The sequence below is a fragment of the Taishania pollutisoli genome (genome assembly GCF_014518315.1).
In the GTDB taxonomy this organism is placed as follows: domain Bacteria; phylum Bacteroidota; class Bacteroidia; order Flavobacteriales_D; family Crocinitomicaceae; genus Taishania; species Taishania pollutisoli.
Genome location: NZ_JACVEL010000005.1, coordinates 143,729 through 169,029, shown reverse-complemented (window position 1 = coordinate 169,029; position 25,301 = coordinate 143,729). Strand labels below are relative to the sequence as shown.

The following is a 25,301-nucleotide window of genomic DNA, read 5'->3' as shown; positions in this document are numbered from 1 at the left end:
TATGGGATGGACAGATGAAGAAATAGATAACCTTTACAAGAAAGCATCCGATCAACAGACCGTTGGTTACAATGATGCATATTGGAAAGAAATGGAGGCAATGCTGAATGCAGAGAAGCCCGCCAGAAAGCGATTTGCCTGGTGGTTCTTCGGATCTGCTCTGCTGATGGTGATGATCGCCCTGAGTTATTACTACACCACTACAAATGGAACAATGACTTCACCTGCAAAAACACGTGTTGCACAAACGAATAACGTGTCTGCAGGTACATCTGAAACAACAACAGGAGAGGCTCAGAATGTGTCCGGTAATCCGATCAGCGAGAACAACCCGGTTGTATCCGGAACGTTCATTCCTTCAGGTGAACAATACCAGATGAAAACGACCGAAACAATACCAATGGCTGTTTCCGGGAAAACACACGCGTTTGTTGAGAAACAATACGAAACGACTGTAAGAGAGGAAAACACGACAAACAGTACGACAGGTATTCTTCCGGCAACAACTAACCATCATGTCAATGAATCCGCAACATTCGTTCAGGAAAAACAATTGATGACCGGTGAGCCGACAGGACAAATCGAAGAAGCAGTATCATCCGGAAACGTAGCGGAAATGAAAGAGGAGAATCCGGAAATAACACCTTCAGTTGAAGAAACTACTACGCGTGCGGTGGATGTTGATGAACTCCTATTGAAGAAAAAAACAGGTTTTTATGTTGCTGCAGATGCAGGAGCAGGAACCTCATACCTTCGTCAGCCGACCAACCTGTACATCCAATGGGGGGTTAAGGCAGGAGTTGATTACACCATCAGAAACCACTTCCGACTGGGAGGAGGTCTCGGATTCAGACAACAAATGCTGAATGATCTTACTGTAAGTCGAAGCCGCGAATATTACTCCCTGGGGCTGATCAGTGTCAATCAGTCGATTGCCTATGATCGATTGCAGTTCGTAGATTTAAATATCCATGCCCATTATGTGTTCCGTAAATTTGCCGTGGGATTGGAGATCTCACCTTCTTATCTGATCAGTGCGCGTGCGAAGATGAGCCAGACTCAGGAGGAGAATGGAAAAGTAGTCGAAGGCTCCATGACACAGACAACCGAAAAACAATATGTACGATCAGATAACTTCAATACATTCGGATTAGATGCGGGACTCTCCTTTCAATATCAGTTTAAACACCAGATGTTGTTGGAGCTGGGGATCGGAGCAAGAGTCAATAAACTATTGATGAACACGAATTTTAACGGCGAGCACAATCAACTCCCGTTGAGGTTAGAGTTGGGATTCGTAAAACGATTTTAACGCATGAAAAAAAACATATTTTTTATTTTAATTTCCGGCACCTTCTTATTTTCTGCGTGTAAAAAAGAAGAGTTTCAAAAACCCGAAGAGGCAGCCAGTGAAACGCCTGTTTTTAGGGTGAAAGGAACAATTGGGGAACATGCAATAGACATGACTGCGGGAGTTGACGGGGCGTACCAGGAAACTACTGTGATAACAATTAACGGAATCGAATTTTTATCCGGGAAGATGATCAAAGGATCATCGGTTTTTTCCTTAGCAGTTTCTAGTGGCGAAATAGGGATACCCCCTACTTTTTCAGAAATAATGACCCCCAATTTATCATTCGCATATGACGAACAGAATTGGTACACGGTAAATCATCAAAACCTGCCGAATAGTCAGCAGATAGAATCAATTGTCTATTCACTTGACGGAATGGAAATCGGGAGTAATCTGAGCATCTTAAGTTCCGGATTTCATACCATATGTGCTGATGTGGAGTTCAATGACGGAACGACCAGAACCGTTTGCAATAAAGTATTGTTGGGATACAAAGATCTGGCGGGATACAAAATTAAGTTCAACCCTCAACAAGGTACCGGAGCAACCAATTTATGGCTGGAATCAAGCAGTACCCCGATTGCGGGAGTTAAGTGGTATGTGAATGGCGAATTGGCATCGGAAGAGCAACAAATGTCTCTGAGTCCGGGTGCCGGAGTGATTGCTGTAAAAGCTGTAACAACATTTACAAACGGAATTGTCAGAACACATGAAGTATTGGTCGATACAGACGGTCAGGGAAGGTATATGCTGGATATGGAAACGTATAAAACGGCAGTTGAACAGGTTTACTTCAATGACTTTAGAGTGCAGATGTCCTTTCAAAATGATGCAGACGTGTATGCCAGTCATGCCTCTACGGACATACCGGGAAGTTTGTCTGTGAATTCAATCTCGTTATTCAAAGAATTGCCGAACGGGAATAAAATATACAAAGTTACAGGTGCAATTAAAGGAAATGCAAAGAGTTTACTATCAGGAAATTTAGTACATTCGCAACTGGAAGTGATTTTCGCTATTGAGTCACCCTATTGAAAACAATAAGTATATGAAACTAACTTTATTATCACTATTGCTCATACCTGTGTTTCCGTATATGGGAAACAGCCAGATTACAATCACAGACGCGGATTTTCCGGTTGCAGGAGATGCTCTTACCGTAAGCAGAACAGCAGATCTGACACTTGACTATTCATCTACCGGACCGAATCACCAATGGGATTTTTCCAACCTGACGCTTTTGGACCAGGTGACAAGGGAACACAACTCGCTTTCAGGAGTTCCGTTTCTTATTAATTTAAGTTATGGACCTACGGCGGTGACGGCATATCGTTCAAGTTATTACATGCCCTTTACGGATTTGCCTCTGAACCAGTTTGGCAATTTACTTCCTGTACAGATAGAAAATGTGTTCCAGTATACAAAAAAGAATGCACAAAAAATGACGCTGGTTGGCTATTCGGCATCAATTAACGGTCAGGCCATTCCGATTAAATCAGATACGATTGAAACGAAATACATTTACCCGTTGGAATATGAAGATGAGTACATTTCAAGAAGATACACGCATCTGGATATGAGTATGTTTATTCCTGCTGAATGGATTCAACAGCGAAAAAGAACTACTGTTGTTGACGGATGGGGACAGATTACAACACCTTTCGGAACATTTGATGTGCTCAGAGTGCAACATAAAATAGAAGAAACCGATTCCGTTAAGTACAACGGTACGGCATTTGGACTGGATATTCCGGTGACCTATGAATATGAATGGATTGCTAACGGAGAGAAAACCCCGATTTTAAAAGTTGTTACGACAGAATTGATGGGAAATGAAACGGTTGTATCAGCGGAGTACAAAGACAATAATTACCTGGGAATTGAAACAATCGGTGAATCAGGTGCACTGAAAGTATATCCGAATCCGGTAACGGATGAATTGATCCTATCATGGGCAAGCGGAATGAAACACATCAGCATTTACCACCTCGACGGAACCCTGGTACAGCAGTTGTCATTCGAACATGCGGTACAGGCAATCAATACATCAAATCTCAATTCCGGAATGTATCTGCTGTCCGCACAAAAAGACGGGGAAACAGTAACAACATCATTTGTGAAAAAATAAATCCGTACCTTTGCTGCAAGGCAAATCGGTTTATCGCTGTTCGTCAGATGACGAAGAGAGGAAAGTCCGGGCAACGTAGAGCGGCGTACTTCCTAACGGGAAGGTATTGCTCCGATTCTGTCGGAGTGGTAACAGAAAGTGCAGCAGAAAATAAGTAGCCTTCGGGTCATAGTGAAAAGGTGAGGTAAGAGCTCACCGTGCAGGCAGTGATGTACTGTAGCTAGGCAAACCTTACGCGTTGAAAGGCCATGTATACCGGGGATTCACGTTCACCTTGTGTGGATGTGTAAAAGGGTTGCTCGCCCGATCCCGGAGGGTAGGCTGATGGATCCCGATTGCGAAGTCGGGGCTAGATAAATGATAAACATCTGGTGGAAACACCGGAACAGAACCCGGCTTATAGATTTGCCTTTTCTTTTTTTTTCCGGATAAATTAAATTTTCTTAACGTCTATTTATTTTTATTAACGTCTCATTATCCTTACCTTTGAACAAATTAAGAGGCGTGAATACCAATTTTATTAACTACATTTTTTCGGGTTTTGTCATTGTAATTAGCTTGATCTGGAGCTATTTCCTCATTTTTTCCAATGATTTTTTACCTAATTTATCCAACACGCAACGGAATGTTTTCGCAGGATTGTTATTGGTATACGCCGTGTTCAGAAGCTACCGGTTGTACCAACTGTATAAAAAAAATAAATCCAATCAACATTAATTCTTAGTCGTATGAAGAGACATCTTGTAATCCCATTGTCTGTGCTTGTAGCAGCATTTACAGCGTGTAATACTAATAACAATAGTATGAAAGGGAAAAACACCAACAGCTCGGGAGAAATTAATATCTACCTCGAAGAATCATTCAAACCGCTGTTTGAAACGAGTATTTATACCTTTGAAGGACAATTTCCGCTTGCAACAATTAATGCAGATTATGTAAATGAAGTGGAGGCAATTGATGCATTTATCACCGGGAAAACTTCCACCATCTGCATTACAAGGGATTTCACGGAAGAAGAAAAAAAATCATTACTGGCGAAAAACAATGTAGAAGTAAGGAGTACGAAGCTGGCGATTGATGCGCTGGCACTGATTGTACACCCTGAGAATACGGATACCTTGATGACTGTTGAGCGATTGAAAAACATTATCAGCGGGAAAGACTCCCTGTGGCAGGGATCCAACCGAAAAATCAATGTCGTATTCGACAATCCGAATTCGGCAAATTTCATCTACCTGAAAAACTTATCTGAAATCAGTACGCTCCCTGCAAATGTATTTGCAGTGAATTCAAATGAAGAAGTTATCAATTTTGTGAAAGAAAATCGAAATGCGCTTGGAGTTATCGGTGTCAACTGGATCAGTGATGAAGACGATCCGACGACACTGGATTTCAGAGACGGAATCAACATCGTTGCCCTGGCAAAAACAGAGGGGGAAGAATATTTTAAACCTTATCAGGCGTACATTTATGAAGGGTACCATCAAAATAAAGGATATCCGTTGGTGCGTGAAGTATGGTTGCTGAACAAGGCAGGAAGAACAACTTTAAATGCCGGTTTTATAAATTTCATGACCGGAGAGAAAGGGCAGCTGATCATCCAAAAAGCATCGCTGATACCTGCGAATATGGTTGCCAGAATGGTAAATATTACTACGAAATAATAAAAAAACAGTACATTAGCGGTTTTTTAAAAAACGCACATTGAATGTTTGGCAAGGATATTGGTACCTTGCTATGATTGAAATAAGTAAATAATTAGAAATGAAACGATATACAGTAGCAGTATTTTCTTTAATGTTTGCAGGAAGCTTTGGTTTCGGACAAACACTTCCGGATGCAATTAAGAAGACAGATAACGAAAGATATGAAGAAGCGGCGAAAGATTTTCGTACTTTGATAGCACAGGGAACACCTTCGGTTGGGGACAATTATTTTTTCTACGGAGAAAATTTCTTCCAGTCGGATGATATCGATTCAGCTAAAATTGTTTGGAACAAAGGAGCTGAATTAGATCCTGAAAACCCGCTTTCACAAGTTGGAAAAGGAAAAGCGTTGTGGTTGAGTGGTGACACAACCGCAGCAAGTGTTATTTTCCAGACAGTGTTGAAAACTACAAAACGCAGAAATGCAGAAGTGATTCGTCAGATTGCTTCGGTGTTTATCAATTCTCCGCAAAAAAGCTTGAACCAGGCTGTGAATTTGTTGAATGAAGCGATCAAACTGGAGCCGAAAAACCAAAACGGTTACCTCTTATTGGGAGATGCACAGGTGGAGATTAACCCGCGCAACAGTACAGAGGCAATGAAAAGCTATAACCAGGCCGGTGATATCAATAACAATGCACGTGTATTCGTTCGAAAAGCAAAAATTTATCAACGGGCACAAAACCCGAAACTGGCAGACAGTTTGTATAAAGTTGCGCAGGATATGGAGCCGAATTACGCCCCTTCTTACCGCGAACGCGCTGAGTTAAACATGAAATATGACCAGGCAAGCCAATCAATTGTCAACTGGGAAAAATACCTGCAATTGAATGATAGTGACCATGCGCGTTACCGTTATGCAACTTCATTATTCATGGGGAAAAAATATCCTGAGACAATTAAGGAGATTCATATCCTACATGATAAAGGATTCAAAAATCACTTTACGGCACGTATCCTGGCGTATTCCATCTACGAAAATAACACGGCAAACAATGCAGATTCAGCTGCCTACGTAAAAGGTTTTGAAGCAATGAACGATTTCTTTAAAATCGTACCGCAAGATAAAATTCTGGGAGCGGATTACAAGTACCAGGCGTTGTATTACCAAAAAATGAATCAGCCGGAATTGTATTTGAAGGGAATGGAAAAAGCAGCGGAAGTTGATAAGACAATCGCGAGCGAAGTATATGCAGACCTTGCGAAAACGTACATGAAGGACAAGAATTACGAAAGTGCCATTGCGATCTTCAACAAAAAGATGGCGGGGGATTCAAGTAACCTGACACTTGCGGAGTATTATGAATTGGGACGTGCATATTATTTCGGGCCGAAAGACTTTGTAAAATCGGATCAGGCACACGCAAGAGTACTGGCTCAATCACCGGATTATGCGATGAGCCATTTGTGGAGAGCGCGTTCAAATGTACAGTTGGATTTGGATAAAGTTACCTGGTCGGCAAAACCGCATTACGAGCAATTCCTGAACCTGTTGAAAGACGAAGAGAAAGCAGGACAGTACAAAAGCATGGCTGTTGAAGCATTGAAGTACCTGGGTGATTTTTATGTCAACTCTCCTGAGAAAGACATTGAAAAAGCAAAAGAGGTATGGAAACAGGTGCAAACACTGATTCCGGATGATCCGCAAGCGAAAGCATTCTTTAGTACAGTAAAATAATACACTTCCGTATATAAAGTAGAAGATGAAAAGCGACCTGTTTCAACAGAGTCGCTTTTTTCTTGCTGTCTGATCCGGTGAAACAGTTTGGACAGGGCTTATCTATTCGCGTTTGCCGGAAGGAGATTACCAGGTGGATTTACGCAAAAAAGAAAAGCTAAGACACCGCTTAGCTTTTCAATCTATTTTTCTACGAAAGAAAGTGATTCATTCTTTTTTCAGTTTTACATCTACCGTTTTTCTGTTTTTTTCAGGCATTGTACCGAAGACAATATCCCATAACGGGGATGTAACACCGAATGCACGATCGTGTTGCTGATAATGATGGATGTTGTGAAACGTCCACCAGAAATTAAAACGTTTCGGAGGCGCAACTTTATGAACGGTATAGTGAACAGTCATATAAGCACAATAACCGATCATAAACCCGGGGCCGAACACAAATGCATACTTGCCCATAATCAGGTAAAAAATAGCGAAGAACACGGAAGCAATTACGAATGAAGGGATAATCGGCAATACCAGCCGGGTTTTATCATTCGGATATTCGTGATGAATTCCGTGAAACAGGTATTGAATCCCGGTGTTGTACGTGGCATCCTCAATCTTATGATACAGGAAACGGTGCATCAGGTATTCCGCGAAGGACCAGGAAAAAAAACCGGCAAAAAATAATCCCACAATGAAAAGAACCGATTGAGAATGGTTGACATAAAAATGTGAGATGAGGAAATAAGCAATGGTGAGGTACATTGCATCGATAACGAGTGGGTGTGTTTTGGTGAGGAATTCTAAGAACTTATTCTTAAAAAGTTTAGGCGAGTCAGAGTCCGGATAAACATTTACTTCTATCTTTCCCATATTGGTTTAATTTAAAAACGGTTCAAATGTATGCTTGATTTCAACGATAGTCAATTAAATTATTGTTAAAACGGACAGAATCCCGATTGAATTTTAATCCTCAGTCAAGAATCCCGGCATACATAAATTTGTCATTTTGGTATTACCCAAATGTACTATTATTTCATGTGATTTAAAAACAAATTTGGAGTAAAAAATAAACCGCCCTTGTGAGGCGGCTTATATATAAATTAGGAGTAAAGGCCTGATAATTTATTTTTTGTCTTCTACTTCTTCAAAGTCGACATCTGTTACTTCATCTGTAGGGTTTGTTCCGGCATCCTGCCCCGGATTTTCTCCTTGTGCATTTGCCGCGTTGTACATTTCCTGTGAAGCAGCCTGGAATACGTTGTTCAGTTTTTCCATTGCCGGCTCCAGATTCGCTACATTTTTCGCTTCGAATTCTTTCTTTAATTCTGCCAGGGCATCTTCGATCGGTTGTTTTTTATCTGCCGGAATTTTATCTCCGTATTCTTTCAACTGACGTTCTGTCTGGAAGATCAACGAGTCTGCCTTGTTAATCGTTTCAGCTTCTTTCGCACGTGCTTTGTCTGCTTCCGCATGTGCTTCGGCATCCGCCTTCATACGTGCGATTTCTTCGTCTGATAAACCGGAAGAAGATTCAATCTTGATAGACTGTTGTTTTCCTGTTCCTTTATCTTTCGCAGAAATGTTCATGATTCCGTTCGCATCGATGTCAAATGTTACTTCAATTTGAGGAACTCCTCTCGGCGCAGGTGGAATGTCAGACAATTGGAATCTTCCCAGTGTCTTGTTGTCGGACGCCATTGTACGTTCTCCCTGTAACACGTGAATATCTACGGAAGGTTGGTTGTCAGATGCCGTTGAGAATGTTTCCGATTTTTTTGTCGGAATCGTTGTGTTCGCATCGATCAATTTCGTGAAAACACCCCCCATTGTTTCGATTCCCAATGACAGTGGAATAACGTCTAACAATAATACATCTTTTACTTCTCCTGTCAGGACACCTCCCTGAATTGCAGCTCCCAAAGCAACTACTTCATCCGGGTTTACTCCTTTCGATGGTGCTTTTCCGAAGAAACGCTCTACTGCGTCCTGAATGATCGGAATACGTGTAGAACCACCCACAAGAATTACTTCGTCGATATCACTTGTTGACAATCCTGCGTTTTTCAGTGCAGAACGACAAGGAGCGATGGTGCGTTCAACGATGTCAGAAATCAATTGCTCAAATTTAGAACGTTGCAATGTTCTCACCAGGTGCTTTGGAATTCCGTTCACCGGCATGATGTATGGCAGGTTGATCTCTGTTGATGTTGTTGAAGACAATTCGATTTTTGCCTTTTCAGCAGCTTCTTTCAGCCGTTGCAAAGCCATCGGATCCTGACGTAAATCTACACCTTCATCCGCTTTAAATTCACTTGCCAGCCAGTTGATGATTGCTTCATCCACATCGTCACCTCCTAAGTGCGTATCACCGTCAGTTGCCAATACTTCAAATACGCCGTCACCCAATTCAAGGATCGAAACGTCATGTGTACCACCACCGAAGTCAAATACCACAATTTTCTGGTCAACTCCTTTTTTATCCAAACCATAAGCCAATGCAGCAGCTGTCGGCTCGTTAATGATACGTTTAACTGTTAAACCTGCAATTTCACCTGCTTCTTTTGTCGCCTGACGTTGAGAGTCATTGAAATAAGCAGGAACAGTAATAACAGCTTCCGTTACTTCCTGTCCCAGGTAATCTTCAGCTGTTTTCTTCATTTTTTGAAGAATCATTGCCGAAATTTCCTGTGCAGTATACGTGCGGTCGTCAATTTGAACACGTGGTGTGTTGTTGTCTCCTTTTACCACTTTATAAGGTACACGGCTTACTTCAGATGTTGCATCATCAAAAGAGCTTCCCATGAACCGCTTGATCGAATAGATCGTTTTTGTAGGATTCGTGATGGCTTGTCGTTTTGCCGGATCTCCTACTTTACGTTCTCCACCTTCGACAAAGCCTACAACAGATGGAGTTGTTCTTTTTCCTTCTGAGTTAGCGATAACCACCGGCTCATTTCCTTCCATTACGGCTACACATGAGTTGGTTGTCCCTAAATCGATTCCTATTATTTTTCCCATTGTATTATTATTTTCAATTTTTGATTTGGTAGTCAGTAGTCAATCATTGTGCCAACAGAAAAAAAAGCAGTTTTTATGTCATTTTTGCGAAAACAGGCAATAAAAGAAAGCAGGAATGTGACGAATTGGCAGGAAGTATGACAGAAAGAATAAAAAAGAAAACAACTTGTCGGTTTCGGGATGACAGCCTATCCGATCAATGTTTCGTAAATCTTAGCATAACGCGCCACGCCGGATTCCAGGGAAAAGTATTCGGTCGCCCCGGTTAGTGTTTTGTTCCGGTCATAGGAAATTCCTTTTCCGACAGCTTGTTCATACGACACATCGTTCAATGTTTCAATGACTGTTCCCGAATGATACTGCCTCACAATCCGATCCGTATCTCCGACTCCCGCGTTGCAGACCAACGGAATCCCCATGGCCATGATTTCTCCCTGTTTGGTAGGAGACGAAGCCTTTTTGGAATACGACGGACGAATGAAAAAAACCGATTCATTAAACAGCGAGATGTGTAGAGGAACCTCTTTATGCAGGCAGGAAGTGACAAGAATCGCTGAAGAATCAATTCCTTTTTCATGTGCGACAGCTAAAATAGTCGCAGGATGTTCGCCGGTAACAAATAAAAAACGGGCAGCGGGATGGTGTTTTTTGAATACAGCAAAATAATCCAGCATTTCCGGCAACATGTACCAGGTGCCGATTGAACCGACATAACCGACAATGTAATCGGTTTTCCCGATGCCAAGCGACGCACGTTTATTGTTCTGCTCATCCGGTGAAATGGTTTCGGGATCAAACAAATTTAGGTCAACACAGCATGGAATGACCGTAATTTTTGAGTCATGAACAGCCGGTACATTCCATGAAAGTAGCTCGTTCTTGCCGTTTTCAGTTAGTGAAATAATGTGGTCGGATTGCGATAAGAAAATGCGTTCTTTTCGTTTAAAGAATGCATACACCTGTTTGAATAACGGATTGGATAAATTCCAGATATTTCCGTCGACACGCTCGTTTGCCCAGAAACCACGCATATCAAAGAGCATTTTTGTTCCATAGCGCTTTTTCATGCGAATACCTGCCAGCGCGGCGATGTAACTCCGGCAATGTGTAAGTTGAAAACGTTCCGTTTTATAAAGCTGCTCTGCTTTTCGATTGATTTTTTTCAAATCCCAAATTGTGGAAAGTAGCGGAGGCTTTTTTGTATAACTGAGCGGATGCCAGTTGATACCTGCCTCGTTGCAAATGCGTTCAATTTGTTCCCGATGTTGTTCAAACCGTTCTTTCTTTTCACAACTGATCAAACTGATTCGATACCCGTTTTTACAGAGCCCGCGAAGATAGGGGAGCACCTGTGATTGCCCCAGGGGATCAGTCATTCCGTCATAGGATATGTACAAAACGGTTTTCATCTGTGTTTAATAAAAAAGATTCAGAAGGTAAATGTCGTTGTTTTTATTGTATAACGGGACAAAATAGAAAATTTGTTTTACATTGAATTTGAATGGGAATAGTTACCTGTAAATGAAAATGTTTGTATTTTCACCAAAAATTTGTTAACGAAAAGGATATGACAACCACAAGAAACATTTTACTGATAACGCTATTTTCTTTAGGTTCTCTTTTAAAATCATATGCAACAACTTATTATGTCAATGCTGCTGCTTCAGGAACTCAGAACGGATTGAGCTGGGAGAATGCGTTTACCAGCCTGCAAACTGCTTTAAGCAGTGTTGTTTACGGTGATGAAATATGGGTAGCTGCAGGGCAGTATAAACCTACAACATCAACGACAAGAACAACAGCCTTTGTTCTAAGGGACGGTGTGAATATGTACGGCGGTTTTGCGGGAAATGAAACAAGTATTGCCGAGCGAAACATTGCCGGTAATCCGACAGTACTAAATGGTGATATTGGTCAGGCAGGAGAAACTTCTGACAATTCTTATAATGTAATCAGGGGAAGTAATATCACCTCAACAATTGAGTTAGACGGATTTCGGATAATGAATGGAAATTGCAATGGTTCCAGTCAGACAGGAGGAGGACTGCGCTACCTGACTTCCCTGAGCGGTCATTTATTCATTAAGAACTGCTATTTTTATTCCAACAGAGCATCTAGTTATGGTGGAGCTCTTTATATCAGTAGTTCTAATGTCACCATTGAAAAATGCGAATTTATTAGCAATCAAAGTAGCGGTAACGGTGGCGCAATCTATACTTTCAATAACAATGACGGGTATTCTAATCTCGTTATCAGGGACAGTAAGTTTGTTGGGAATGTAGCCTATAGTGGTGCTGTTCACGACAATTCTGCCCCGTATCAATCAATACTCATCGACAGGTGTATATTTACTAATAATTCGAGCGATAACGGTATTTTACATATTGATGAATTTAATAATGCCAAAATTTTAAACTCATATTTAATCGGAAATAAAGTAAATACATTCAGCCCGACGTTTATATCCATAGGGCAACTCAACGGTTCCAGCACCGCAAAAACGTTTGAAATGGTCAATTGTACGATTGCACATAATTACAATGTGTATGTAAACACCATTCAGAGCGAGATGATCAAACTGCACAAAGCACACCATAAAGTAAGGAATTGCATCATTTATGGAAATACACCTTATGCAGGCAGGCAGATGAAGTTGGGAAATAATGTTGCCGATTGTTTGATTGAAAACGGGTATACGAACGGGGTTAACATCATGAACCAGGATCCGCAATTCGTCAATCCTAATTTGTCGGCGACTTCAAATTTTAATGCGGGTTCGTATGATTATTCATTGTCGGAAACCTCACCATGTATCAATGCCGGCAATAACAGTTTTGTTTATTCGTCGTATAATCTGGACTTAAACAAACAGGCAAGATTGCAAGGTTGTGTTGTTGATCTCGGTTGTTATGAAACGGATAAAGCGCACACATTCACTGCAACAGATCAAATCACTGCCTGTGAGACATATACCTGGATTGATGATATTACCTACACGGAAAATAACAATACGGCTACGTTCACACTTCAAAGCGCACTTGGCTGTGATTCTGTTGTAACCTTGAATTTGACCATCGGACATCCGGCCACAGCTACGGATGTTCGGACAATTTGTGAAGGAAGTAGCTTGCAATGGATTGACGGAAATACATATACTGCTGAAAATAATTCCGCTACGCACACATTGACAACTCCCGCGGGTTGTGATAGTGTTGTTACATTAAATCTCACTGTTTTACCCAATGCGACAGGAACAGATGTTCGAACAGCTTGCGGATCGTTTACTTGGATAAACGGACAGACCTATACACAAAGTAACACTACTGCAACATTCGCATTAACCAGTTCAAATGGTTGTGATAGTATTGTTCATTTGTCGCTTACAATTCATCCTTTGCCAACACCTACTATTTCCCAAAGCGGAATCACACTTTCCACCCAACTATTTTCAAGTTATCAGTGGAAGCGAAACGGAAACCCTGTTCCTGGTGCAACTTCACAAACATATACGCCGACACAATCGGGTAATTACACTGTAACGGTGACGAATTCAAACGGTTGTACAGGAACGTCATCCGTCCAAAATGTAACGGTAAGCAATGTGGGGATCAAAGAGAACGAGAAGCAAGTAGTTACATTGTTTCCCAATCCCGCAAAGAATTACGTTACCATCTCCGGAGCACCGCTGGATGCAGTGGTTGCTGTCATGGATTTGACAGGGAAAAGGCTGTTTGAAACACGGATTGTGGCTGCTGAAACAGTAATCAATACAGAAAAACTGACAAACGGTGTTTATTTCATAACCATTGACGGACGGGTTACAAAATTACAGATCGCACGTTAATGTGAAAGGTGAGAAGGAGTTGTTGTCGATTTAAAAACGCTCCGTTCTATTCCATCCATTTTTCATGCCACATCTGGAACATGAGTAAATACCAGATTTTGACATCAAATTCCTTTTTACCCCCGAGGAAACCGGATGTTAACTTGTGGACGTAATCCCAGTTAAAAATCCCCTGTTCGCGAATGCGTTTTTCTTCCAGGTATTCTTCTACGACAGGCCGCAACTCATTTGTCAACCAATTGGCAATTGGAATGGCAAACCCCATTTTCGGACGGTTTAGCAACCGTTCAGGGATGTATTGATGCGCGATTTCACGCAAGATGTATTTTTTAATTCCGTTGTGGTACTTGTAATCATCCGGAAGCTGTGCCGCCCATTCAATTACCCGGTGATCCAGCAACGGTTCCCTTCCTTCCAGGCTAACAGACATCGTAGCCCGGTCTACTTTCTGAAGAATGTCGTCCGGAAGATATGTCTGATAGTCAATTGCCATCACATAGGCGAGTGGAGAATGGTTGTCCGCTCGCAACTCTTTGCTTTGGTATGCATTGGAAGACACATGTAGTTGCCGGGCAAATAATTGATTGATCTGGTTGTCTGTAAATTGCTGACTCAGACTCAACATGATTCGTTCCGGAGAAGGATTTTTGAGAATCCCTTTCAACTTCTCATAACGGTTGTGAAAATTATATTTGTTTTTCAGTACCGGAATGGACTCCGAAGGAATCACATGCATCATTCCCGCTGCTGCCTTTCGGACAAAAGACGGGATTGCATTGATTTTTTTTCCGTACCGCATCAGGTAATCGTAACGGTTGTACCCGGCGAATACTTCATCCCCGCCATCTGCGCTGAGTGCGACAGTCACATCTTTTCGGGCAATTTTACTTACCAAATGTGTCGGAATGGCACTGCTGTCCGCAAAAGGTTCATCATAGAAGAATGGAAGTTGGGAAATGACTTCCAGCGCTTCTTTTTCGGTGCAGGTATAAGTAGTGTGTTCCGTTCCCAGGTGTTTGGCGATGTCCTCCGCGTAAGGAGCTTCGTTCAACCCGATATCCGGTACACCGATTGTATAGGTTTTTAACTGTTGCGAACGCTCTTTTTGGAGTAAAGCTGTAACGGTTGTACTGTCATATCCTCCGCTCAGAAAAATCCCTACCGGTACATCGGCAATCATCCGGTAGTTACATGCCGATTGGATGAGTTGTTCCGTTTCTTTTTTCGCTTCCTCAAATGAAAGTGTCAGTTTCGGTTTATTGTAAGCATCGTAGACATTCCAGTAACGGGAAACAGTAAGTGTTTGGTGCGTTAAGTCCAATAGAGCAAAATGTCCGGGAAGTAGTTTGGTACAGCTTTCAAAAATACTTTCATCTCCGGGAACATTACCATATTGCATAAAAGCGGCAACAGCGTTCAGGTTGATCTTTTTCTGAAACCGTGGATGCCGGTGAAAAGCTTTTAGTTCCGAAGCGAAGAGAAACAGTCCGTCTGCGAAATAATAATGCAACGGTTTTATTCCCGTCCGGTCCCGTGCGATAAACACCTGATTAGTTACCGGATTGTAAATCACAAATGCAAACATCCCGATAAAACGGTGCAAACAGTCCTGTCCCCATTGGTGAAAGGCATGCAAAATGACTTCCGTATCCGATTCGCTGGTAAACGAATGTCCCAGAGCAGCCAAATCATTTCGGATTTCTTTGAAATTGTATATTTCACCGTTGAATGTAATCCACAACTCCTGAAATGGCATCGGTTGTTTTCCGTGATCAGTAAGGTCAATAATGGCCAACCGTCGATGTCCCAATCCAATCTGCGCCTGTTGCGTTTCAACGTATTCATACCCTGCTCCGTCCGGACCTCTGTGGTAGAGGGTGTCGGTCATCGCTTGCAGTACTTCTGAAGACGAACGTCGTTGAAAATCAATAAATCCAGCTATTCCACACATAGGAGCAAAGATAATAATCGAACAACAGTTTCCATTGTTTGATCTGTTAAATCATTGATAAATTCTTTTTCCCGGCGATCATCCGATTCTTAAGCCGTTTTTCACCGGTTTGTCTGTTGTTAGCAGTGTTACATCTTTTCCGTCAACAGCGCCGAGTAATAAGCATTCACTTTGTATGTTGGCAATTTGTTTGGGTGGAAAATTGATGACAGCTGTTACCTGCTTTCCGATTAATGCTTCCGGTTCATATAGCCGGGTGACCTGTGCAGATGTTTTCCGGGTTCCGAACTCCCCGAAATCAATGACAATTTTATAGGCGGGGTTTCGTGCTTCTGCAAACACTTCCGCACTAATAATTGTTCCTACCCGGATTTCTACTTTTTCAAAATCGCTCCAGGTGATGTATTCCTTGTCTTGTTCCATTTCTGATTGTTTACGACTGATCCGCTGATTCCGGACAGTTGCTCAAAAATACAAAAGTCACTTTAATTAAAGGATGTCCTTCGCCCACTTTTAATTGACAAGGAGATGCAGTTGCGCATTGATTGTGAAAAATAATCGAAAGACCATTTTCAAAAAATACCTATATTCGCACACGACAAAAACACCAAAAAATAGAGAATATGAGTACTTACAGAACAGAGAAGGACACGATCGGGGAAGTTCAGGTGCCGGCAGATAAATACTGGGGAGCACAAACAGAACGTTCAAGAAACAATTTTAAAATCGGAGAAGAAGGTTCCATGCCGAAAGAAATTATTGAGGCATTTGCATACCTGAAAAAAGCAGCAGCTCATGCGAATCATGAATTAGGAGTGTTGGCAGTTGAAAAACGAGACGCAATTTCACAGGTGTGTGACGAAATTCTGGAAGGAAAATTAGCGAATGAATTTCCATTGGTAATCTGGCAAACAGGTTCCGGTACGCAAAGTAATATGAACGTGAACGAAGTGATCGCGCACCGTGCACATGTTTTGGCCGGAAAGGTAATCGGAGAAGGCGAAAAAACATTGCAGCCGAACGATGATGTGAATAAATCTCAGTCTTCAAATGACACGTATCCGACAGCAATGCACATTGCATGTTACAAGATTTTGATTGAAAACACGATTCCTTCTGTGATCCGGTTACGCGATACATTGGATAAAAAAGCGAAAGCATTTGCGGATATCGTGAAAATCGGACGTACCCACTTGATGGATGCCACACCGTTGACATTGGGACAGGAATTTTCCGGTTATGTCGCTCAGTTGGATTACGGAGTGAAAGCATTAAAAAATACCCTGGCACATTTATCAGAACTGGCGTTGGGTGGTACGGCTGTAGGTACAGGACTGAACACACCGAAAGGCTATGATGTACTGGTTGCGAAAAAAATCGCTGAATTTACACAGTTGCCGTTCGTAACTGCACCGAATAAATTTGAAGCACTGGCTGCTCATGATGCTGTTGTGGAATCACACGGAGCATTGAAACAACTGGCAGTTTCTCTGAACAAAATTGCGAATGACATCCGTATGATGGCTTCCGGACCTCGTTCCGGAATCGGAGAAATTATTATTCCTGCAAATGAACCGGGATCTTCCATCATGCCGGGGAAAGTAAACCCGACACAATGTGAAGCCATGACAATGGTATGTGCGCAGGTAATGGGGAATGACGTTGCAATTACAATCGGAGGAACGCAAGGACACTACGAACTGAACGTATTCAAACCGATGATGGCTGCTAACTTCCTGCAGTCCGCACGTTTGTTGGGAGATGCGTGCCGTTCATTCGATGAGCACTGCGCGTTGGGGATTGAACCGAATCAACGAAGAATTGACGAATTGGTAAACAATTCACTGATGCTGGTTACCGCTTTGAATACGAAAATCGGGTACTACAAAGCAGCAGAGATTGCAAACAAAGCACACGAGGAAGGAACAACGTTGAAAGCAGCGGCACTTACGTTGGGGTATGTAACTTCTGAAGAATACGACGAACTGGTAGATCCGCGCAAGATGATCTGATTCTTGATCTGGTATCTGATATAATTCTAAAAGCTCTTCGGATTGCTCCGGGGAGTTTTTTTTATGTTTTAAGGGTGATGTGATGAGCCGGGCATCCTTGCTAATCCAATTAGTAAATTAAACCGGCAAACTCAGCTGGGATGTGGTGAGCCTTTTTTTATAACAGGGGTTCTTGTTGAATTGAAATATTGACACATCGCAATATGGCGATAACGACATGTGTCATCTGAAGGCTAAAAATCTGATCAAAAACAAAGGAGACTGCGGCACTAACGCAGTCTCCTTAAAATGAAAGAATATTTCACTTATGAAACCATACATATAAACGTAAGCATTTCGATTTGTTACAAATATTTGTTTATATTTGATCATTTGGCTGGTTTTGATTAACATATGATGGTTCTGAATAAAAATTTTATTGATGATGTTGTCGAGTGGGATGTTGAAAACTGGAAACATGCCCTTTTATTTTGGGAAACCCAGTTGCCCGATACGAAAGCGACATTAAAATGCCTTGAGTTAGGGGGGCGAAGAGGAGGTGGGACCCTGTGGCTGGCAAGTAAGGGGCATGATGTTACCTGTTCGGATCTGGAGAATCCGGAGGTCATTGCAAAACAGCTGCACACAAAATATCAATTGCCGGGATCGATCCGCTATGAGTCTATTAATGCGATTGACATTCCATATACCAATGAATTTGACATCATTGTTATCAAATCAATTATCGGAGGAGTAAGCCATTCCGGTCAGGATGAGTTGAAACAGCGGCTGATAGATGAATGCTACCATGCTTTAAAACCGGGAGGAAGATTAATGTTTGCCGAAAACCTGGAATCTTCCCGGTTGCATCGATTTGCAAGAAGAAAATTTGTAAAGTGGGGAAGTAACTGGAATTATTTAAAAATCGATACTGTGTCGGATTTGTTTTCAGAATGGACATTTCATCGCTATCAAACGATTGGCTTTTTTGCGGCATTTGGCAGATCGGAAAAACAACGCAGTTTTCTCGGGAAGGTAGACGCGTTCTTACGACCTTTTATTCCCGGAAAGATGCGCTATATTGTCTATGGCGTTGCAATCAAATAGTAAATTGACGGGTTTGAAACTCCGGTTTGTCTTCCTGGTTTTTCAGGGAGTTGATAACTTCTTTTTTTAGTTAATAATATCTTATTCCAATCCGGAATTTTTCAGGCTGTAATCTGCAATTAATTTCGTATATTTGCACCCTGAAAATTAATTAAAAACAATCGTCTGAAATGAGTACTTTTTCCCGCAGACACATAGGACCGAATGAGCAAGAAAAGGCCGCTATGTTGAACAAAATTGGTGCAGCTTCCATTGCTGAGTTAATTGATAAAACGATTCCTTCTCACATTCGTCTGAACGGTGAACTGGCAGTTGACAACGCGCTTACTGAACAAGAGTATTTACAGCACATCGCCCGACTGGCAGCTAAAAACAAAGTATTCAAGTCGTTTATAGGATTGGGATACAATGAAACAATCACTCCGTCAGTGATCCTCAGAAATGTATTGGAAAATCCGGGATGGTACACGGCATATACACCTTACCAGGCTGAAATTTCACAAGGACGTTTGGAGGCATTGTTGAACTTCCAGACAATGATCCTGGATTTAACCGGTTTGGAGTTGGCAAATGCTTCTCTGTTGGATGAGGCAACGGCTGCTTCTGAAGCAATGATCATGTTCTTCAACTCCCGGTCACGCGATGAAGTGAAAAACGGGGTGAACAAATTTTTTATTGCCGATGATGTATTCCCGCAGACAAAAGATGTGGTAGTGGGAAGAGCAAAAAACCTGGGGATCGAATTGGTCGAAGGAGACCTTGCGACATTTGAAGGAGACCATACGTTTTTTGGAGCACTGGTACAATACCCGAATAAAAACGGAGAAATCAGAGATATTAAAGGATTCACAAACCGGGTGAAAGCAAACGGAATCCGTGTTGCTGTTGCCGCAGATATTCTTTCATTGGTGTTGTTGGAAGCTCCGGGGAAATTCGGAGCGGATGTGGTGTGTGGTACTTCACAACGTTTTGGTGTTCCAATGGGTTACGGAGGTCCTCACGCAGCATTCTTTGCTACGAAAGATGAGTACAAGCGAAACATTCCGGGGCGTATCATCGGGGTTTCCAAAGACGCGGACGGAAATACAGCATTGAGAATGGCGTTGCAGACACGTGAGCAACACATCAAGCGCGATAAAGCAACATCCAATATCTGTACAGCACAGGCATTGTTGGCTGTAATGGCAAGTATGTACGCTGTTTACCACGGACCACAAGGATTGCGTGCGATTGCGCAACATGCCCACAACCTGGCGGCTAAAACAGCGAACGGATTGAAAGGAATGGGAATTACTGTTAGTGAAACACCATTCTTTGACACAATCTGGGTAAAAGGAACAGATGCTGTAACGGTAAAAGCAGTTGCAGAGAAATATGAAATGAACTTCAACATTGTTTCCGGATCAGATGTAACCATCAGTTTCGGTGAAACACATACAGATGAAGATGTAACGGCAATTTTAGCTGTTTTTGCAGAAGTAACAGGTAAAAATGCAGGAATGGCAGCGCCGGAACCTGTATCTCCCCTGACGGCAGAACTGTTGCGTGCAGATGCAATTTTAACACATCCGACATTCAATTCGTATCATTCAGAATCATTGATGATGCGGTACATGAAACGTTTGGAGAATAAAGATTTATCATTGGTTCACTCCATGATTCCCCTGGGATCGTGTACGATGAAATTAAATGCAGCTTCTGAGTTGATTCCGATTACCAATCCGCAGTTTGCCAACCTGCATCCGTTTGCTCCTGCTAACCAGGTAGAAGGAATGTTGGAAATGATCCACCAGTTGGAAAAAGATTTGTGCGCATGTACAGGTTTTGCAGGCGTTTCATTACAACCAAATTCCGGAGCACAAGGTGAATATGCCGGGTTGATGGTGATGAAAGCATACCATGAATCCAGAGGAGATTTCAACCGGACAAAAATTATCATTCCTTCATCAGCGCATGGTACAAACCCTGCATCAGCAGTAATGGCCGGATTTGAAGTGGTAGTAACAGGGTGTGATGAAAACGGAAACATCGACATCGAAGAATTGAGAGCAAAAGCTGTCGAATTGAAAGATGTATTGGGAGGAATCATGGTAACATATCCTTCAACACACGGTGTATACGAAGAAGGAATCAAAGAAATTACATCCATCATCCACGAAAACGGTGGACAGGTATACATGGACGGTGCCAATATGAACGCACAGGTTGGATTGACAAATCCGGGGAATATCGGTGCAGACGTGTGTCACCTGAACCTGCATAAAACATTTGCAATTCCTCATGGAGGAGGAGGTCCCGGAGTAGGTCCGATCGGAGTAGCTGTTCACCTGGTACCTTTCTTGCCTACAAATGCAGTGGTAACTACAGGAGGAGAAAAAGCAATTCATGGTGTTTCTGCGGCTCCTTTCGGAAGTGCATTGATTTTATTGATTTCTTACGGATACATTAAAATGTTGGGTGCTCAGGGATTGAGAAATGCAACGGAAACAGCGATTTTGAACGCAAATTACATTGCAGCTTCATTGAAAGAACACTATCCGATCCTGTACACAGGTAAAAACGGAACAGTTGCGCACGAGTTGATCCTGGATTGCCGTGAGATCAAGAAAACGGCAGATGTAGAAGTAGCAGACATCGCAAAACGTTTGATCGATTTCGGATTCCACGCACCAACAGTTTCTTTCCCGGTTGCCGGAACATTGATGATTGAGCCGACTGAATCGGAAGACAAAGGTGAAATGGATCGTTTCATTACTGCAATGATTAAAATCCGTGAGGAAATCCGTGAGATTGAAAACGGACATGCAGACAAAGCAAACAACCTGTTGAAAAATGCACCGCATACAGCGGATTGTATGATCAACCTGGATTGGAATTACCCATACACTCCGCAAGAGGCAGCTTACCCGGTTGCATACCTGAAAGAGTTCAAATACTGGGTTCCCGTTCGCCGTGTTGACAATGCGTTGGGGGACAGAAACCTGATCTGTTCATGCCCGAGCGTTGAATCATACGCGATCGCGGAATAAACCTATTTCTTAAGAAGAGAAGGCTGTTCAGAAATGGGCAGCCTTTTTTTGTGGATGAATAGTTCCCTTTTGGAGGTGGAAGGGGGAGGACTCAGTATTAAACGATCAAATCGATTAATTTACCCCAATAATTATTGGTGTTTACGTTAAAAAACTCTTTTCAGTTTTTAGGATATGGTAAAAATAAAAAAGGTCAATCCAAGATTGACCTTTTTTCCAGTAGCGAGACCGAGAGTTGAACTCGGGACCTCAGGGTTATGAATCCTGCGCTCTAACCAACTGAGCTATCTCGCCGAACATTGCGGGTGCAAAATTAGCTAATCTTTTCTGTTTTGCAAAATAAATGCTTCTATTTTTTCGAACTTTATTTTTCAACGTAAAAAAACGCTTTGTCCTTTGTTAAATTAAAAGTAGTTTTGGACGATTCAAAGTAAGAGCAATGCAAGACGAACCAATCAGTTATTCAATTATTGTTCCTGTGTACAACAGGCCAAATGAAATACAGGAATTACTGGAAAGTTTGGCTGTGCAGACACGTAAAACATTTGAAGTTGTTATTGTAGAAGATGGTTCCGTTGAAAAAAGCGATCGGGTGGTTGAAACATTTTCGGACCAGTTGAACATCAGTTACTACTTCAAACCCAATTCAGGACCAGGTGATTCCAGGAATTATGGAATGATGCAGGCGAAAGGTAATTATTTTCTCATCCTGGATTCAGATTGCATTTTACCTGCAGACTACATGGCGCAGGTGCAACAAGCGTTGGAAAATGAATACGTAGATTGCTTCGGAGGAATCGATGCGGCGTTGGATTCCTTCTCCGATGTGCAAAAAGCAATCAATTTTGCGATGACTTCCGTACTGACAACGGGTGGAGTGCGTGGTGCATCTGAGAAGCTGGGTAAATTTCAACCGAGAAGTTTCAATATGGGAATCTCTAAAAAGGCATTTGAAGCATCCGGGGGATTTTCAGAAATCCACCCGGGAGAAGACCCGGACTTGTCGATCCGCTTGTGGAAACTGGGATTTGAAACCCGCTTGTTTCAAAATGTATCCGTTTATCATAAACGAAGAATTGATTGGGGGAAATTTAAACTGCAAGTCAGTAAATTCGGAAAAGTCCGACCAATACTCAACAAGTGGTACCCCGAATATGCAAAGATTACCTACTTTTTTCCGGCAGTTTTCCTGATCGGATTCCTGGTAGCCTTTCTTTTTCTGTTGCTGGGAATTCCCTATTTACTTGACCTGTACCTGGTGTATTTCATTGTTTGTCTGGTGGCAAGTTCGGTTCAAAACCGGAGTTTCTACATCGGCCTGCTTTCCGTGTGGGCGGTTGCTATTCAGTTTTATGGCTACGGAACAGGTTTCATTCGGTCGTTTTGGCTCATTCAAATCACCAACAAGAATCCCCGGGATGTATTTCCGAATTTGTTTTTTAGGAAAAAATAACGACGGATATCGGTTGGGTTAATGCAATAGATTGTACTTTTGAACGTATATAACGAATTATGAAACAATTCATACTATCAATAACTTTTTTTATCCTTTTGTTTAATGCTGCCGCTCAGCGGAATATGATCGATTCGATTATTCCTACACCGTTGTTTGGCGTTCAGTACGGAGGAACCTGGAGCGGGGGAGATCTGAAGGAACGGTATGGATATTTTAACCATGTAGGAATTGCGGGAGGATATAAATTCCGGAAAAACTGGTATGTAGGATTGGCCGGAGATTTTATGTTTGGAAACAATATCCAACTATCGTATTATGATTTATTTCATCACCTGATGGACAGTAAAGGCAATATCACGGACCAAAACGGGGATATTGCAACCGTTCTGACATTTGGAAGAGGATTTCACGTCAATGTAGAAGGAGGAAAGGTCATCAACAAGCTGGGGCACAACAAGAATTCAGGATTGTTCATAAAGATAGGGGCGGGTTATTTGAATCACCGTATTCGCATCGAATCCAATGACCACGTCGTGCCGCAGGTAGAAAAAGAATACCGGAAAGGATACGACAGGTTGACAACCGGGTTCAATACAACTCAGTTTATTGGTTATTTGTTCATGGGAGATAACAGTTTCCTTAATTTTTATGCTGGATTTTACATTCAGGAAGGATTTACCAAAAACCGGAGAACCATTTTCTGGGATCAGCCGGATGTACCTGTGCCGACAAACACACGTTTTGATCTGATGTACGGGTTTAAAGTCGGTTGGTTGATTCCTGTTTATAAACGAACACCCAAAGCGTATTACTTCGATTGATGAGGTTGTTCTATACGATAGGTGTCAGGTTGTATGCTTTTAGTGTCCGGATTGCAGCATTGTTCGTTCCGAAAGCCAAGGACTGGGTAGCCGGAAGGAAAAATTTGTGGAAGAGCCTACCGGAAGCGGATGACAAAGAAGTATATTGGTTTCACTGTGCTTCTTTGGGAGAATTTGACCAGGGACTACCGGTTATGAACCTCCTGCGTAAACAAAAACCGAAGGCGTTTATCCTGGTTTCCTTTTTTTCTCCTTCAGGATTTAATCATTATCACAAGCGACAGCACCCTGCAGATTTTGTCTGTTACATTCCCATCGATACAGCCGGAAATGCCCGTCGTTTTGTCACTCATTTTCGCCCGAAGGCCGCTTTTTTTATCAAGTATGAATTTTGGGCGAACCATATCAGAGAACTGAAGAAAAACGATTGTGAACTCTATTCAGTGAGCACCTCTCTTCGTTCCGGGCAGCATTTTTTCAAGTGGTACGGAGGATTTTTCAGAAACACATTGAAACAATTCAATTATTTCTTTGCCCAGAACCAATCTACCGTAGATTTGTTGCATTCCATTGCTGTCGACAACGTACTGCTTTCCGGAGATACACGATTTGACAGGGTGATTGAACATAAAAAAACGGTAGCTGAAAACCCGATTATCAGTGCTTTTGTCAATGGAAGTCAATCTGTTTTTATTGCCGGGAGTACCTGGCCGCAGGATGAAGAATTGCTGAAAGAATTGATTGGCAGTAACCGTTTTGAGAAATACATTGTTGTTCCGCATAATGTAGATTCCAATCACGTAAATAGCCTGATGGCACGATTGAAAACACCTGCAGCGAAGTATTCAGAATGGAACACGCAGAAAAAAACAGAAACACCTGTTTTGATTATTGATACGATCGGACAGCTTGCTTCTGCATACAGTTATGCTGCGATTGCGTATGTCGGAGGAGGGTTTTCAGGGAGCTTGCACAATATTTTAGAACCTGCTGTTTTCGGACTTCCGGTTCTTTTCGGACCTAAATTCAGTCGTTTTCCAGAAGCGCAGGCGTTCATTGATAACGGAATCGGATTTTCTGTTACAAATGAACAGGAATTAACACATACGATCCAACAACTGATTGCTGACAGGGATCAAATTGCTGAAAAAAGCATTCGTTTCGTAGAGAAAAATCGGGGAGCTGCTGAGAAGATTATGCAGTTCGTGTTTAACAAATGATTTGTGG

General features: G+C 42.1%; 17 protein-coding genes, 1 tRNA gene and 1 other RNA gene. 13 read left to right on the top strand and 6 right to left on the bottom strand.

What is annotated here, in order from left to right; translation table 11 throughout:
• Position 1 precedes the first annotated feature (1 nt).
• From H9Y05_RS09450 to H9Y05_RS09425, 6 genes are all read left to right on the top strand, one after another.
• Positions 2-1,312, top strand: a complete 1,311-nt coding sequence (locus H9Y05_RS09450; protein WP_216714138.1) for a hypothetical protein — start codon at positions 2-4, stop codon at positions 1,310-1,312.
• Between the two features lie 3 nt (positions 1,313-1,315).
• Positions 1,316-2,389, top strand: a complete 1,074-nt coding sequence (locus tag H9Y05_RS09445; RefSeq protein ID WP_216714137.1) for a hypothetical protein — start codon at positions 1,316-1,318, stop codon at positions 2,387-2,389.
• Positions 2,390-2,402: 13 nt separating this feature from the next.
• The gene (locus tag H9Y05_RS09440; protein WP_216714136.1) at positions 2,403-3,482 is read left to right on the top strand and encodes a T9SS type A sorting domain-containing protein; all 1,080 of its coding nucleotides are present in this window, start codon (positions 2,403-2,405) and stop codon (positions 3,480-3,482) included.
• 17 nt (positions 3,483-3,499) lie between these two features.
• Positions 3,500-3,898, top strand: an RNA gene (rnpB, locus tag H9Y05_RS09435) — RNase P RNA component class A.
• 312 nt (positions 3,899-4,210) lie between these two features.
• Positions 4,211-5,146 (top strand): PstS family phosphate ABC transporter substrate-binding protein, encoded by a 936-nt coding sequence (locus tag H9Y05_RS09430; RefSeq protein WP_163491461.1) that lies wholly within the window; start codon positions 4,211-4,213, stop codon positions 5,144-5,146.
• 100 nt (positions 5,147-5,246) lie between these two features.
• Positions 5,247-6,866: a tetratricopeptide repeat protein gene (locus tag H9Y05_RS09425; protein WP_216714135.1), complete on the top strand. Its 1,620-nt coding sequence runs from the start codon at positions 5,247-5,249 to the stop codon at positions 6,864-6,866.
• Between the two features lie 207 nt (positions 6,867-7,073).
• Here H9Y05_RS09425 and H9Y05_RS09420 read toward each other — a convergent pair whose 3' ends face one another.
• From H9Y05_RS09420 to H9Y05_RS09410, 3 genes are all read right to left on the bottom strand, one after another.
• Entirely contained in the window at positions 7,074-7,727 is a 654-nt protein-coding gene (locus H9Y05_RS09420) for a sterol desaturase family protein (protein ID WP_163491459.1), read from the bottom strand.
• 252 nt (positions 7,728-7,979) lie between these two features.
• Complete coding sequence (dnaK, locus tag H9Y05_RS09415; protein WP_216714134.1) at positions 7,980-9,875, bottom strand: molecular chaperone DnaK; 1,896 nt, start codon at positions 9,873-9,875, stop codon at positions 7,980-7,982.
• A gap of 188 nt (positions 9,876-10,063) precedes the next feature.
• On the bottom strand, positions 10,064-11,284 hold the full coding sequence (locus H9Y05_RS09410) for a glycosyltransferase (RefSeq protein ID WP_216714133.1): 1,221 nt from the start codon (positions 11,282-11,284) through the stop codon (positions 10,064-10,066).
• A 158-nt stretch (positions 11,285-11,442) separates the two neighbouring features.
• Between H9Y05_RS09410 and H9Y05_RS09405 the strand changes: the two genes are divergently transcribed.
• Positions 11,443-13,719 (top strand): T9SS type A sorting domain-containing protein, encoded by a 2,277-nt coding sequence (locus tag H9Y05_RS09405; protein ID WP_216714132.1) that lies wholly within the window; start codon positions 11,443-11,445, stop codon positions 13,717-13,719.
• Positions 13,720-13,765: 46 nt separating this feature from the next.
• Here the strand turns inward: H9Y05_RS09405 and asnB are convergent, their stop codons facing one another.
• Entirely contained in the window at positions 13,766-15,670 is a 1,905-nt protein-coding gene (asnB, locus tag H9Y05_RS09400; protein ID WP_216714131.1) for an asparagine synthase (glutamine-hydrolyzing), read from the bottom strand.
• Between the two features lie 78 nt (positions 15,671-15,748).
• On the bottom strand, positions 15,749-16,093 hold the full coding sequence (locus H9Y05_RS09395) for a tRNA-binding protein (RefSeq protein WP_163491454.1): 345 nt from the start codon (positions 16,091-16,093) through the stop codon (positions 15,749-15,751).
• 200 nt (positions 16,094-16,293) lie between these two features.
• Between H9Y05_RS09395 and fumC the strand changes: the two genes are divergently transcribed.
• The 3 genes from fumC (at position 16,294) to gcvP (ending at position 21,797) form a co-directional block, all read left to right on the top strand.
• Positions 16,294-17,682, top strand: a complete 1,389-nt coding sequence (gene fumC, locus H9Y05_RS09390; protein WP_163491453.1) for a class II fumarate hydratase — start codon at positions 16,294-16,296, stop codon at positions 17,680-17,682.
• A gap of 393 nt (positions 17,683-18,075) precedes the next feature.
• Positions 18,076-18,768: a class I SAM-dependent methyltransferase gene (locus H9Y05_RS09385; RefSeq protein ID WP_163491452.1), complete on the top strand. Its 693-nt coding sequence runs from the start codon at positions 18,076-18,078 to the stop codon at positions 18,766-18,768.
• 170 nt (positions 18,769-18,938) lie between these two features.
• Positions 18,939-21,797, top strand: a complete 2,859-nt coding sequence (gene gcvP / locus H9Y05_RS09380) for an aminomethyl-transferring glycine dehydrogenase (RefSeq protein ID WP_216714130.1) — start codon at positions 18,939-18,941, stop codon at positions 21,795-21,797.
• A 220-nt stretch (positions 21,798-22,017) separates the two neighbouring features.
• Here the strand turns inward: gcvP and H9Y05_RS09375 are convergent.
• Positions 22,018-22,091 (bottom strand) — tRNA-Met (locus H9Y05_RS09375).
• Between the two features lie 145 nt (positions 22,092-22,236).
• Here H9Y05_RS09375 and H9Y05_RS09370 point away from each other — a divergent pair.
• From H9Y05_RS09370 to H9Y05_RS09360, 3 genes are read left to right on the top strand one after another with little or no spacing between them, the layout of a single operon-like run.
• The gene (locus H9Y05_RS09370; protein WP_235992173.1) at positions 22,237-23,250 is read left to right on the top strand and encodes a glycosyltransferase; all 1,014 of its coding nucleotides are present in this window, start codon (positions 22,237-22,239) and stop codon (positions 23,248-23,250) included.
• Between the two features lie 59 nt (positions 23,251-23,309).
• Entirely contained in the window at positions 23,310-24,074 is a 765-nt protein-coding gene (locus H9Y05_RS09365) for a hypothetical protein (protein WP_216714129.1), read from the top strand.
• Positions 24,074-25,294: a 3-deoxy-D-manno-octulosonic acid transferase gene (locus H9Y05_RS09360; RefSeq protein WP_216714128.1), complete on the top strand. Its 1,221-nt coding sequence runs from the start codon at positions 24,074-24,076 to the stop codon at positions 25,292-25,294. The genes H9Y05_RS09365 and H9Y05_RS09360 overlap by 1 nt, the downstream gene beginning before the upstream one ends.
• Positions 25,295-25,301 lie beyond the last annotated feature (7 nt).